The organism is Bacteroides sp. FSHCM14E1, assembly GCF_019633785.1.
GTDB classification, from domain to species: Bacteria; Bacteroidota; Bacteroidia; order Bacteroidales; family Bacteroidaceae; genus Bacteroides; species Bacteroides hominis.
In genome coordinates this window covers 35,031-49,512 of sequence record NZ_JADKYL010000020.1, presented here as the reverse complement: position 1 = coordinate 49,512, position 14,482 = coordinate 35,031, and the positions used below count along the sequence as shown (strand labels likewise).

The 14,482-nt window shown below is 43.5% G+C and carries 11 protein-coding genes; 4 read left to right on the top strand and 7 right to left on the bottom strand.

All coding sequences use genetic code 11. The features are described 5' to 3' along the window. Nucleotides 1-953 precede the first annotated feature (953 nt). The 4 genes from metF to gldH are packed head-to-tail and all read left to right on the top strand — an operon-like array spanning nt 954 to nt 4,942. Nucleotides 954-1,907: a methylenetetrahydrofolate reductase [NAD(P)H] gene (gene metF / locus ISX59_RS20470; protein WP_005783089.1), complete on the top strand. Its 954-nt coding sequence runs from the start codon at nt 954-956 to the stop codon at nt 1,905-1,907. 3 nt (nt 1,908-1,910) lie between these two features. Then, nucleotides 1,911-3,020: a DNA polymerase III subunit delta' gene (locus ISX59_RS20465; protein WP_022011750.1), complete on the top strand. Its 1,110-nt coding sequence runs from the start codon at nt 1,911-1,913 to the stop codon at nt 3,018-3,020. Nucleotides 3,021-3,036: 16 nt separating this feature from the next. Further along, on the top strand, nt 3,037-4,494 hold the full coding sequence (gene ricT, locus ISX59_RS20460; RefSeq protein WP_032541051.1) for a regulatory iron-sulfur-containing complex subunit RicT: 1,458 nt from the start codon (nt 3,037-3,039) through the stop codon (nt 4,492-4,494). Continuing rightward, on the top strand, nt 4,472-4,942 hold the full coding sequence (gldH, locus tag ISX59_RS20455) for a gliding motility lipoprotein GldH (RefSeq protein WP_005783084.1): 471 nt from the start codon (nt 4,472-4,474) through the stop codon (nt 4,940-4,942). Before ricT ends, gldH begins: the two co-directional genes overlap by 23 nt. Here gldH and rodA read toward each other — a convergent pair. The 7 genes from rodA to ISX59_RS20420 all read right to left on the bottom strand — a co-directional run bounded on the left by rodA (nt 4,937) and on the right by ISX59_RS20420 (nt 14,480). Further along, nucleotides 4,937-6,394 (bottom strand): rod shape-determining protein RodA, encoded by a 1,458-nt coding sequence (gene rodA, locus ISX59_RS20450; protein WP_005783081.1) that lies wholly within the window; start codon nt 6,392-6,394, stop codon nt 4,937-4,939. The two genes, gldH and rodA, sit on opposite strands and share 6 nt — an antisense overlap. Next, entirely contained in the window at nt 6,375-8,231 is a 1,857-nt protein-coding gene (mrdA, locus tag ISX59_RS20445) for a penicillin-binding protein 2 (RefSeq protein WP_032541052.1), read from the bottom strand. The genes rodA and mrdA overlap by 20 nt, the downstream gene beginning before the upstream one ends. A gap of 2 nt (nt 8,232-8,233) precedes the next feature. Further along, a complete protein-coding gene (gene mreD, locus ISX59_RS20440) occupies nt 8,234-8,731 on the bottom strand; it encodes a rod shape-determining protein MreD (RefSeq protein ID WP_005783076.1) in 498 nt (165 codons plus the stop codon). After that, nucleotides 8,728-9,573, bottom strand: coding sequence for a rod shape-determining protein MreC (gene mreC, locus ISX59_RS20435; protein WP_032541053.1), 846 nt, complete (start codon nt 9,571-9,573; stop codon nt 8,728-8,730). Before mreC ends, mreD begins: the two co-directional genes overlap by 4 nt. Before the next feature lie 102 nt (nt 9,574-9,675). Next, nucleotides 9,676-10,698 carry a rod shape-determining protein gene (locus ISX59_RS20430; protein WP_005792050.1) on the bottom strand — a complete coding sequence of 341 codons (1,023 nt, stop codon included), beginning with the start codon at nt 10,696-10,698 and terminating at the stop codon, nt 9,676-9,678. Nucleotides 10,699-10,771: 73 nt separating this feature from the next. Then, on the bottom strand, nt 10,772-12,295 hold the full coding sequence (purH, locus tag ISX59_RS20425) for a bifunctional phosphoribosylaminoimidazolecarboxamide formyltransferase/IMP cyclohydrolase (protein WP_032541054.1): 1,524 nt from the start codon (nt 12,293-12,295) through the stop codon (nt 10,772-10,774). 151 nt (nt 12,296-12,446) lie between these two features. Next, nucleotides 12,447-14,480 carry a M13 family metallopeptidase gene (locus ISX59_RS20420; protein WP_005810940.1) on the bottom strand — a complete coding sequence of 678 codons (2,034 nt, stop codon included), beginning with the start codon at nt 14,478-14,480 and terminating at the stop codon, nt 12,447-12,449. Nucleotides 14,481-14,482: the final 2 nt, after the last annotated feature.

Sequence of the window (14,482 nt, the reverse complement as noted above, 5' to 3'; positions counted from 1 at the left end):
TAAGCGCCGTCTATTCAGGAAGGCGGGAGAAAGGGAATAGCGGACAGGGAATGGGGCGGACGGGGGCAAAGAATATCCCAAGCGGCAAATAACAAAGGACTTCCGGAAAAAAGCAGAGCATTTTCAAGCAAACAAGCGGGGATATGAAAATGCTTTTTAAGGGAAAAACTGACAAGAAACAGAAAGTATACTTCTGAATACGAGTGAATTAGGAAAGTTTTTCAAGCGATGGCAGAGGGTGGAAGATGGAAGATGAGGGTGGAAGATAAACAGGCTGAAAACGCGATCTTCCACCCTATTAACTAAATGATAATCAGACAAAAAGATTGAAAAAGGTGGAAGATGGAAGATAGAAATACATTTCGCGGAGGAGAGGAGAAAAGCGGATGGGAGATGAAAGATACAAAAAGAAAAAAGGAAAGAGACCGGGAAAGAGTGAAACGGGACGAAAAGAAAAGATAAAAGACTAATGTTAAAAGCACATTTTGCCATAATTTCTCTCCCCCCCAAAAAAACAAGGCATGTTCTACCAAAGCATATGAAAGCAGTTATAGTAACAGACAAAAACTTTCTTTCATCGTTTTCCAGAGCAAAATCAGCTAATTATGATTCTTTCGCAATTCAAGCGCAAAGGTCTTTCAAAATAAACAAGATGTACCGTCATAAGGTAGTTCTAAGACTTCTGTCATAAGGAATAAAAGAACAAATACACCAGCAAAATCAACAGAAGGGACAACAAAACCGAACTTTAAAAATATCCCCAAAGGGGCATCTGTCCATGTAAATCTTGCCTTTCATTCATTAAAAGTATCGGTTAACAGCCAAAAAAGATTCATAACCGGAAGAGATAGCAATCTTTTAGGGTTCCACAACGATTTCATTTCATCTTTTTTTCGTATTTTTGTCCCAATATGCACCTTATTATAAGGAGAGCAACGACCAATAAAGAAACAATGAGAGTAATTGACTTAATACATAGCAACGAAAAAACAGCCTTCTCTTTTGAAATACTTCCTCCTCTGAAAGGTACGGGTATTGAGAAGCTGTATCAAACCATAGATACATTACGAGAATTTGACCCCAAGTATATCAATATCACTACGCACCGCAGTGAATATGTATACAGAGATCTGGGGAATGGGCTTTATCAGCGCAATCGGCTACGAAGACGTCCGGGAACCGTAGCTGTAGCAGCTGCTATCCAGAACAAGTATAATATGACGGTAGTACCTCACATTCTGTGCAGTGGTTTTACTCAGGAAGAAACTGAATACGTACTGCTCGACCTACAATTCCTGGGAATTACCGATCTGTTGGTTCTCCGTGGAGATAAAGCAAAGCACGAATCGGTTTTTACCCCCGAAGGAGACGGACATCATCATGCTTTAGAGTTACAGGAACAGATCAATAATTTCAATAAAGGTATCTTTGTAGACGGTTCGGAGATGAAAGTAACAAATACTCCTTTCTCTTATGGAGTGGCCTGTTATCCGGAAAAACATGAAGAAGCACCTAACATCGACATGGATATCTATTGGCTGAAAAAGAAAGTGGAAGCCGGAGCCGAATATGCTGTGACACAATTGTTCTATGACAACAAGAAATACTTTGATTTCGTAGAAAGAGTACACCAGGCAGGAATACACATCCCGATTATTCCGGGCATCAAACCTTTCAAGAAGTTATCCCAACTAAGCATGGTTCCGAAAACATTTAAGGTAGACCTTCCGGAAGAACTAACCCAGGAAGCACTGAAGTGCAAAACAGACGAGGAAGCCCGCAAAGTGGGTATCGAATGGTGTATCAACCAATGTAAAGAGCTGATGGCCGCCGGTGTACCCAGTATCCACTTTTACTCCATCGGAGCAGTGGACAGTATAAAAGAAGTAGCCAAAGCGATTTATTAAACTATGTTTTTCAGAGACGTCATCGGACAAGAGGCAGCCAAGCAGCGACTGATACAAGAAGTCAGCGAAGGACGCATACCACACGCCCAACTTTTCTGCGGGCCTGAAGGTGTGGGCAAGTTTCCATTGGCATTAGCCTATGCACGCTACCTGAGTTGCACGAACCGCAGTGAGACAGACGCTTGTGGAGTCTGTCCGTCGTGTGTGAAGTTCAATAAGCTGGTTCACCCCGATGTTCACTTCGTTTTTCCGGTAGTAAAAAACGGAAGAAGTGATGATTACATTGTGGAATGGAGAAAACTGGTACTGAATAATCCCTATTTTACGATTAACCACTGGCTAAATGAAATTAACGCAGAAAATGCACAGGCGGTGATTTACACCAAAGAAAGTGATGAGATCATGAAAAAGCTCAGCCTTAAATCCAGCGAAGGAGGATTTAAGATTACCATTCTTTGGCTTCCCGAAAAGATGCAGCAAGCTTGTGCCAACAAGTTATTAAAGCTGCTGGAAGAACCACCCCAGAAAACGATTTTCTTACTGGTATCAGAGAATCCGGAATTAATTCTCCAAACGATACTGAGCCGCACACAACGTTTCAATCTACGCAAAATAGACGAACAATGCATTGCCGACGCTTTACAAAACAAATATGGAGTGCAGCAGACGACCAGTATTTCGATTGCCCACCTGGCTAACGGAAACTTTATCAAAGCGCTTGAAACCATTCATCTGAATGAAGAGAATCAACTGTTTTTTGAGTTATTTGTCAGCCTGATGCGCCTTTCTTACCAAAGAAAAATCCGGGAAATGAAATTGTGGAGCGAACAAGTGTCAGGCATGGGACGTGAACGTCAGAAGAACTTCCTGGAGTACTGCCAACGGATGATCCGGGAGAATTTCATCTACAACCTGCATCGGAAAGAATTGACTTATATGACATTAGATGAACAGAACTTCGCTACACGGTTTGCCCCTTTTGTAAACGAACGAAACGTGATGGGCATCATGGACGAACTGAGTGAAGCTCAAAAACATATTGAACAGAATGTAAACGCTAAAATGGTATTTTTCGACTTCTCACTGAAGATGATCGTACTGTTGAAGCAATAACTTTAAAATAAAGTATATGGAATTTAAACTGCATAATGGGAGCGGAGGCCTTTGCTGTAAGAGCTGTTCCCGACAAGATAAAAAACTAAATACCTACGATTGGCTGGCCGACATACCGGGCAATGCGGAGGAGAGTGACATGGTAGAGGTTCAGTTCAAGAACACCCGCAAGGGATACTACCGAAACAGCAACAAGATCAAATTAGAGAAGGGAGACATCGTAGCCGTAGAAGCTACACCGGGACATGACATCGGCACCGTTACCCTGACGGGACGATTAGTGCCGCTCCAGATGAAAAAGGCAAACTTTAAACAAGATGCTGAAATCAAACGTATCTACCGCAAAGCCAAAGCTGTGGATATGGAGAAATATGAAGAAGCCAAAGCCAAAGAACACGCCACAATGATTCGTGCGCGTCAGATAGCGGCCAGCCTGAATTTGGACATGAAAATTGGCGACGTAGAATATCAGGGAGACGGCAACAAAGCTATCTTCTACTACATCGCTGACGAACGCGTCGACTTTCGGCAGTTAATTAAAGTGTTGGCTGAAGCTTTCAGAGTACGTATCGAAATGAAACAGATCGGTGCGCGCCAGGAGGCAGGGCGCATCGGAGGTATCGGTCCTTGCGGACGTGAATTGTGTTGCGCCACCTGGATGACAAGTTTTGTGTCTGTATCGACCAGCGCAGCAAGGTATCAGGACATTTCACTCAATCCTCAAAAACTGGCAGGACAGTGTGCTAAGTTAAAATGTTGCCTGAACTACGAAGTAGATTGCTATGTAGAAGCGCAGAAGCGCCTGCCTTCAAGAGAGATTGAACTGGAAACTAAAGACGGAACCTATTATTTCTTCAAAGCAGATATTCTCAGCAACCAGATTTCGTATTCAACAGACAAGAATTTCGCCGCAAACTTAGTCACTATCAGCGGGAAGCGGGCATTCGAAGTGATAGGACTGAACAAAAGGGGCATCAAACCGGATAGTCTATTGGAAGCTGAACGCAAACCGGAACCTAAAAAGCCGATTGACCTGTTGGAACAAGAAAGTCTGACACGTTTTGACCGTGACCGTCGCCGTAACGGAAAAGATGGAAATGGAAAAGAAGAAGGTGGAAACGGAAACCGCAAAAAGAAGAAAAAGAACAATAACAACCGTCCGCAACAAGCCGCCAATGCTGAAACACAAAACCCATCGCCGACGGCTATAGAAAACAAAGAGAACAGTGGAGCTCAACCGGTACAAGGGCAACAACGCACACGAGGAGAACGCCCCAAAAACAATAACCGCAGCAACAATCAGCCGCGCAAAAATAATGAGGCTCGTGAACCGCGCAATAATGAAAATCGGGAAACACGTAAGAATGAACCCCGTGAGCAGCGCCCTCCACGCGAACCCCGCGGACCACGTAACAACGAACAACCTAAACGCACCGAGAAACCCCAGGGAAATGAAAAACCTGCTCAAGAATAGCATCTGCATGCTTCTCATGACATGGATACTGACTGCATGTGACGATAACACTGTGTATCACTCATATCAATCCACCCCTCAAGGTGGATGGAAAAAGAGTGATACACTCTTTTTCAATGTCCCTTTGAATGACTCCCTGATCAATCTGCGATTGTCTGCCGGTGTACGCAACAGCAGTAATTATCCTTATCAGAATCTGGACATCCTTATCAGTTACAATCTGGAAGATTCAACTGTATGGAAAACAGACACTCTGAAGTTTACTCTGACTGACCAAGAAGGTAAATGGAAAGGAACCGGCTGGGGAAGTCTTTACCAATCGGCTCTCCCCTTAAAAGACTGCTCCATCAAGCATCCCGGTAACTATACTTTTAAAGTTGTACACGGAATGAAAGATGAACAAATAACCGGAATCATTGATGTGGGACTGAAAATCGAGCACTTATAACCTCCTGCTACGTCCTGCATCAATACGCAGAAAAATAAAAAGCAGAATAGTAAATCCCCATAAAGACGACCCCCCATAACTAAAGAAAGGTAACGGAATACCAATTACAGGAGTCAGACCAAGCACCATTCCGACATTAATAAATAAATGGAAAAGGAAGATACTCACAACCGAATAGCCATAAACCCGTCCAAAAGTTGAGGTCTGCCGCTCCGATACCGCTATAAGACGCAGTATCAATGCCAGGAAAAGTAAGAGGACAGCAGCTGAACCAACAAATCCCTGTTCTTCGCCTACAGTACAGAAAATAAAGTCTGTATCTTGTTCAGGCACATATTTCAACTTCGTTTGCGTACCGTTCAGAAAGCCCTTGCCGGTCAATCCTCCAGAACCAATCGCTATCTTAGACTGGTTAACATTATAACCGGCACCAGCCAAGTCCTCTTCCATTCCCAACACTACCTTTATACGAATCTGCTGATGAGGTTCAAGGATATTGTCGAAAACATAATCGCTTGAGTAGAGAAAACCAATAGATCCCAAAGCAAACAATCCTATCAGGAGATAAGCACGTTGTCGCTCGCTCAGAGACAAGTAAAGCAGATAGCAGATAACCACCACACAAAGTCCCCACTCTACCCAAACCAGATTAAAAGGAACAAGATACTCAGAAACAAGATAGGCAATCGACAATGCAAGCAAACTACCACCTATAATATTCCGCACAGGCTCCCATTTCTTTCTATACACCCAAACCATGGAACCTGCAAACAAAAGTATCATCATCAAAACAGCAAATTCTCCGATCGGTGTAGGTGTGTCGGCAATAAACACCTGATCAAAACGAATACCTACCACAAAATATACTACTGCACATACCCCTGAAAACAAAACAACCCCGGGCATACCTTCGCGATACAGCATCAAGAAAAAAGCAAGATAGACCAATGCCGAACCGGTTTCTTTCTGCAACACGATCAGCAACATCGGCAACAGAATAAAAGCAACCAAAGGCAAAAAGCATTTCCACTTCTTTATATTAAAAGAATAGGCATTCATAAACTTCGCCAATGCCAAAGCCGTTGCAAACTTTGCGAATTCCGCCGGCTGGAGACTGACCGGACCTAATATTAACCAGGAACGGGAGCCTTTTGTATCAGGTGCGATAAAGATAGTCACTATCAACAGAAGAATCAGACCTATATATACAAGGTATGCAAACATATCGTACATCCGTTCTTCAAGCATCAAAAGAATGAAGCCAAGCCCAAATGAACAGATAATCCACATAAATTGCTTACCGGCGCGGGTAGAAAAATCCAGAAAGTCACGATCACCATAATCATAACTGGCTCCACACACACTGAACCATCCGCCGATAATAAGGAGCAGGTAAATACCGATCGTTACCCAATCCAATGTTTTCCATAAACTAACGCTCCTCGTTTCCATACATAATCACTCTATTACTATATTCTTCTGCACGTATCTCGTTCTCGGGGGACAGCTTTCCTTTTAAATATTGTTCCATCATCAGTGCCCCGATAGGTACTCCGTAAACCGCACCAAAGCCACCGTTCTCAACATATACAGCAATGGCTATCTTGGGATTATTCATCGGAGCAAATCCCATAAAGACAGAATGGTCATGACCACGATTCTGCGCCGTACCGGTCTTACCACACACTTCAACATCCGGCAAAATGGCCCCAGCCACCCGGCAAGTTCCTCCCGTAACCGCAGCCCGCATACCGGTCACCACATCTTCATAATGTTTTCGGTCGATAGAGGTCTTTCTGGGCACCCGATAGATACTGTCAAGCTGTTCGTCCTGTATTTCTTTCACAATATGCGGAGTGATAAAATATCCCCGATTGGCAATAGTAGCACCCAGATTGGCTATCTGCAACGGAGTTGCCAGAATCTCTCCCTGACCGATGGCAATACTGATTACCGTCAATCCATTCCAGCGTCCACGATAAGCTTTATCATAAAACTGAGCATTAGGGATCAATCCGCGCTTCTCCCCCGGCAAGTCTACTCCAAGTTTATAACCAAAACCTTGAGAAACCATGTGATCTTTCCAAACAGTAATGGCATTTTGCGAGGAGCCATACTTCCGGTCACCAAACATCCGGAACAATCCCCAGCAAAAATAAGAGTTACATGAAGTAGCAATGGCCGGTATCAATGGCAGCGGTGAACCATGAGCATGGCAACCTACATGCAGGCTTCCGTAATTGAATCCATGAGCACAAGGAAAGGCCGGCGTATTGGTCTGAATAATTCCTTCCTGTAAGAAAGTCAGTGCTTGTGCTGTCTTAAACGTTGATCCCGGAGGATATACCCCCATAATCGAACGGTTTAGCAAAGGTTTCATCGGATCTCTCTGAAGCATGAGGTGATTCTTTCCACGCTGACGCCCAATCATCAGTCTCGGATCAAAATCAGGCGAGGAAACCATACAAAGTATTTCCCCCGTTTCCGGCTCAATAGCTACAATACTACCGATTTTGTTTTTCAATAAACGCTCTCCCAACATCTGGAGATCAATATCAATTCCGAGTTTCAGATTCTTCCCGGGTACCGGACGTTTATCATACTTCCCATCCATATAATGCCCCTGTATGCGCCCATGAGCATCACGCAACAATACTTCCACTCCCTTTTCACCACGCAAAAAAGATTCATACGATTTTTCAATGCCTTGCTTACCGATATAGTCGCCACGGATGTAGTAATCATCATTTTCTATGTCTTTCATTGATACCTCACCGATATCACCAAGCACATGGGCAGCAGAGTTATAACTATATTGTCGAATGGTGCGACGCTGTATATAGAATCCCCGGAATTTAAATAGTTTCTCCTGAAACACCCCACACTCTTCTGCCGAAAGCTGAGACATAAATACCTGATTAGTATAACGTGAATATCCCGGATTTCTACGGCGGTCTTTCATATCACTCATAATTCTCAGGAACTGCGCACGGGTGATATTCAGCGTCTGACACAAATCAAGTGTATCAAGGTTCTCAACTTCCTTTGGAACCATTGTAATATCATAAGCAGGCTGATTAAACACCAACAATTTATCATTCCGATCGTACATCGCCCCACGTGACGGATACTGAATTTTATTTAAGAAAGCATTACTGTCGGCATTCTTCTTATAGTCATCCGTAGCTATCTGGAGTGAAAATAAACGCACTAAGTAGATCAGGACAATAGCCAGCGCTACTCCACCGATCACATATTTTCGTTTCTCCAGCACATAATCTTTTGCCATATCTATCTCCTCACTCCTTCAACAGCCATAATACAAGTTATAGTCAAAATGGTGCTCGACACCACCCTTAACAGCAATAACGGTATGCTGGTAAATGAGAAGAACTCAAGAGTAAGCAACATAAGATGATGTACAAAGACACTCACCACCAGATATTTGAGAAAAGAAGCAATCCCCATACTTTTCAACGAAGGTACAATGCTGTCCAAAGTATCGCGGGGAGTAAACAAACGGAGAAACAACGGACGTAGAAAAGCCAGTAACACTGTCGCTGCCGCATTCATACCCGGTGTGTTAGAAAAGATATCAATGGCAAGACCTATGCAAAAGCCCCATAACATCAATTCGTTTCGGGAAGTACCGGAATTAAACTTTAAAATAAAGTAGACATATAAAAAAGGAGTAGCCACACCGGCAATATGCACATTATTCAGGATCAGTACCTGAAGCAAGATCAGACCGACAAACCATCCTATTCTATGTATATAGTTGATAATCATTGCGCCAAACTCTTTTGTTCCAATTCTTTTTGTTCATGCTGGCCGGTCCTTGCAATCACACGCACTTCACTCACTTTACCAAAATCCGTTGCCAGCTTTACTTTCAACAAATAAGAGAGCCCGTCATTCGAATCGGCCATATCATCTACAGTACCAATCATGATCCCTTCAGGAAAAACGGTAGAATAACCACTGGTTACCACTGTATCCCCTAAGTTGAACTCTGCATGACGGGGTAAATCTTTCAAATAAGCATATCGGGAATCTCCATACTCCCATTTCAGATAACCAAAATATTCACTACCCACAATTTTACAACTAATACTGGACTTGCTGTTCAGCACCGAAATGACCCGGGAATAATGAGAAGAAGTATCGTATACGATACCAACGACTCCGTTTCCGTCGACAACTCCCATTTCCGGGCGGATCCCATCTTTCGATCCACGATTTAAAGTGATGTAATTATCTACCAGATTGAGACTGTTATTGATGACCCGCGCCTTAAAAACCTGGTAATCCGTATTAGTTAAATTGCGGATACTATTTAATTCGGTAGAGTCTGATAAATGCCTTCCCAGAGCATCCTCCAGATTGTGATTCTGTTGTTCCAGTTCCATAATGCGATCCAGCAAATCTTCATTGACCGATTTTAAATGGAAATAAGAAGTAATCCCTCCGGATACTTCATACACTTTGCCGGCAACCGCATTAGCCGAACTGAAATAAACACTGTGTTGATAGTGATTAAAGCGAAATAACAAAACAAAACTGATCACCTCCAATAAAATGAAGAGGAACCAGTGATTATATTTCAAGAGAAAGTTCAGTAAATTCCGCATAAAGACATATAAGTTACAAGCTACGAACTACGAGCTACAAGTATATGCAGCTACATTTATGCACTGCCAGTAACTTATAGCTCGTAATTCGTAGTTAATTATTTATCTCATCAAGAATGAGAAACGGTCTACATTCTTCAATGCAACACCTGTACCTTTAGCCACTGCATGCAACGGATCTTCCGCAATGTGGAAAGGAATATTAATCTTATCAGTCAGACGTTTGTCCAAGCCACGAAGCAGCGCTCCACCACCGGCCAGATAGATTCCATTGTGTACAATATCAGCATACAGTTCAGGAGGCGTATTCTCCAACGCGCTCAAAATAGCCGTTTCAATTTTTGAAATTGATTTCTCAAGGCAGTGTGCTACTTCCTGATAACATACCGGCACTTCCATCGGAAGCGCAGTAATACGGTTCGGTCCGTGAACAATATAATCTTCCGGAGCATCCTCACCCAGTTCGGTCAAAGCAGCACCTACATTGATTTTAATACGCTCGGCCATACGTTCACTGACTTTAACGTTATGTTGGCGGCTCATATATTCCTGAATATCTGCTGTCAGATCGTCACCTGCAATGCGGATGGAGTTATTCGAAACAATACCTCCCAATGAAATTACGGCAATCTCGGTAGAACCACCACCTATATCGACAATCATATTTCCTTCCGGTGCCTCTACATCGATACCAATGCCAATAGCTGCGGCCATAGGTTCAAATACCAGATAAACATCACGTCCACCGGCATGTTCGGCAGAGTCACGAACGGCACGAAGTTCAACTTCCGTACTACCCGAAGGCACTCCGATCACCATACGAAGCGACGGAGAAAAAAGACGGTTGCGAGTATTTACCTGTTTGATTAATCCGCGCATCATCTGCTCGCAAGCATAGAAGTCGGCAATCACTCCGTCACGTAGCGGACGGATGGTACGAATATTCTCGTGGGTCTTTTCGTGCATCAGTTTTGCCTTTTCCCCCACAGCAATCATCTTGTCTGTCCGACGGTCAAGGGCCACCACCGAAGGCTCATCTACTACAATCTTACCACCGGTAATTATGATAGTATTGGCCGTACCGAGGTCCATTGCTATTTCTTGTGTAAAAGAGAATAATCCCATAATGAATAAATTTCTAATGCGTCGATATGCCAGTGTGCCCTAACGGGTTGTCCGGCATACAACAAGTTTTTAATTAGTGCTTAAAGTGGCGGATACCCGTTGTCACCATTGCCATGCCATGTTCGTTGCAATAGTCAAATGTCAACTGGTCTTTCACCGAACCTCCCGGCTGAATAACAGCTGTCACACCTTCTTTATCCGCAATTTCCACACAGTCGGGGAAAGGGAAGAAAGCATCCGACGCCATCACTGCACCCTGCAGGTCAAATCCAAATGACTTAGCCTTCTCGATAGCCTGCTTCAATGCATCCACACGCGAAGTCTGTCCTACACCGCTTGCCAGCAATTGTTTACCTTTTGCCAGTACGATGGCATTCGATTTACTGTTTTTCACTATCTTATTAGCAAACAACAGATCTTCGACCTCTTCGGGAGTAGGAATTTTATCAGTTACCGTTTTAAGGTCTACCGTTGTTTCAATATTCAAGTCTCTATCCTGAACCAGTACACCATTGAGCAAAGAACGGAATTGCTTTCTCGGCAATTTGGCTTCTTTACGAACCAAAATAATACGGTTCTTTTTCTGCCCAAGAATTTCAAGTGCATCTACATCATAATCAGGAGCAATCACTACTTCAAAGAAGATTTTATTAATCTCTTCCGCAGTCTCTTTATCAATAACGGCATTCGTGATCAATACGCCGCCAAACGCAGAAACCGGATCACCGGCCAAAGCATCTTTCCATGCCTCAAGCACAGTCGGGCGGGAAGCCAGTCCGCAAGCATTGTTATGCTTCAGAATAGCAAATGTAACGTCATCAAATTCATCAATCAAGTCTACAGCAGCATTAATGTCGAGCAGATTGTTGTAAGAAATTTCTTTTCCATGAATCTGGTCGAACATCTCGTCCAGGTTTCCATAGAAATATCCTTTCTGATGCGGATTTTCACCATAACGCAGCGCCTTCTGGCTGTTTGCAGAACAACGGAAAGCAGATCCCTCCTCGGCATCAAAGTAATTGAAAATAGCCGAATCATAATGTGATGAAACTGCAAATGCCTCTTTTGCCATCCAGCGGCGTTCTTCAAGGGAAGAAGTAGCTCCATGCTCCATCAACATATCGAGCAATGGTTTATACTGGGCCTGAGAAGCAACAATAATCACATCGTTGTAATTTTTAGCAGCGGCACGAATCAAAGAGATTCCGCCTATATCAATTTTCTCGATAATAGCAGCTTCATCGGCACCTGAAGCAACCGTAGCCTCAAATGGATAAAGATCTACAATGACAAGATCTATTTCAGGAATTTCATATTTTTCAATCTGCTGGATGTCTTGTTCCAGTCCGCGACGGCAAAGAATACCTCCGAAAATCTTCGGATGCAGCGTCTTCACTCTGCCACCCAAAATCGAAGGGTACGAAGTCAAATCTTCGACAGCCTTACAGGGATAGCCCAGTGATTCGATAAACTGACGAGTTCCTCCCGTTGATAAGAACTCCACTCCTTCTTCGTGCAGTTTGGTAATGATTTCATCCAAACCTTCTTTGTGATAAACCGATACCAGTGCGGTTTTTATTCTTTTAGACTCAGACATTGATTTGCTTATTAAGTATTTGGTGCGCAAAGTTACAAAATATTGTTTATCACACGTTATAAATAAGGTGTGAATTAATAATAAAAAAGCGCTGACTCACAATTAAATGAGTCAGCGCCTTTCTTATTATCAGTTTATTTGCAACAATCTATTACCAAATAGATACCCGTTTATCCACTGGCAAGTACATCGGATCTTTTTCAGTAATATTGAAAGCCTCGTACCATGCACCAATCTGAGGTAGTGCGCCATCTACACGCCATTTACCTAATGAGTGCGGATCAATCTTCGTAAGTTTCAGGATTTCTTCCGGACGGATATTGCCAGCCCACACATTTGCGTAAGACAGGAAGAAACGTTGTTCGGGTGTAAATCCATTTTCATTTTTCAAAGGTGCGGCCGCCGTTGCTTTCTTGAATGCCTGGTAAGACACTTGAAGTCCACCGTGATCGGCAATATTTTCACCCAAAGTAAACTCTCCGTTGGCATGAACCCCGGGAGCTACTTCAATGCTGTCGAAGAAGTTAACCATCACTGCTGCACGTGCTTCAAAGTTCTTGGCATCCTCTGCCGTCCACCAGTCTTTCAAGTTACCATCCTTATCATACTGACGGCCCTGATCATCAAATCCATGAGTCATCTCATGTCCGATAACTACACCAATCGCTCCATAATTGAAAGCATCGTCCGCATTCATATCAAAGAAAGGATATTGAAGTATTCCGGCCGGGAAACAGATTTCATTCGTCGTCGGATTGTAATATGCATTTACTGTCTGCGGAGTCATGTGCCACTCCTCTTTATCTACCGGCTTACCGTATTTGGCAATCATTTCATTGTAGCCCCACTGACTGGCGCGCTCAATATTAGCCCAATACGAATCATCCTTTATCTCAAGTGAAGAGTAGTCTTTCCATTTATCCGGATATCCGATCTTTACATGGAAAGTTGCCAGTTTTTCCATGGCCTTTTCTTTAGTCTCTTCTCCCATCCAGCTCAGTTCCCTGATACGTTCGCCCAGAGATTCTTGCAGATTCTTGACCAGAGCCACCATTCTTTCTTTGGCCGCAGCAGGGAAGTACTTCTCCACATACATCTGTCCGACAGCTTCGCCCAATGAACTGTCAACTGTGCTGACAGCACGCTTCCAACGAGGTTGCATTTCTTTCTTACCCGACATGGTACGACCATAGAAGTCAAAATTCTGAGCCACGAAGTCATCACTCAGGTAATTGGCGGCCGAATTGATCAGATTCCACTGCAAGTACAGAATCTGGTCCTCAAGCGGTACTGTATCGATAATGGCATTCACTTCTTTCATTGCATCAGGCTGCCCGATATTAATCTCTTTCAAGTTATTCAGTCCGGCAGTCGAGAAAAATACATCCCATGCGAAAGAGGGATATTCTTTTTGCAATGTTTCCAAAGTCTTCTTGTTATAGTTGGCATGCGGATCGCGTAATTCTACTTGTGAACGTGCCGACCGGGCCAGGCGGGTTTCAATGTTCATCACAGCTTTCACTGCTTTTCCGGCAGTAGTCTCATCATATCCTGCCAATCGGAACATCTTACCTACATGCTGCTGATATTTATCACGGATCTCTTTTGTCTGTGCATCATTCTCCAGATAATAATCCCGTTCGCCCATACCCAGGCCTCCCTGCATGGTGTGTACCATGTTTTCATTGCTATTCATGTCATCAGCGCTGACATAAAAAATAAAATAGGGATACATGCCATTCTTTTGCATTTCCACGATCAACGGATAAATCTCAGTTTTACTTTTGATAGCACCTATTTTATCCAGTTCGGGTTTAATGGGAGCAACGCCTTCCTTATTCAGCTTTACGCTGTCCATAGCAATATTATAAAGTTCACCTACTTTCTGTGCAATGCTGCCCGCTTCGTGTTTGCCTGCTGCCAAACCTTCAATCAGCCCGCGCAATTGCCGGCGATTGTTCTCGGCAAGCATATCAAACGAACCGAAACGCGAATATTCGTCTGTCAGAGGATGGTTTTTCATCCATCCGCCACAAGCGTACTGATAGAAACTGGTGCCCGGCAGGGCAGTTGTGTCAAGGTTGGCAAGGTCAATGCCGGACGTAAGTACGGCCTCTTTCTTACTGTTGCATCCTGTTGCCATACAACAGATTGCAAGGATTGGTAAATACTTAATTACTTTCATAC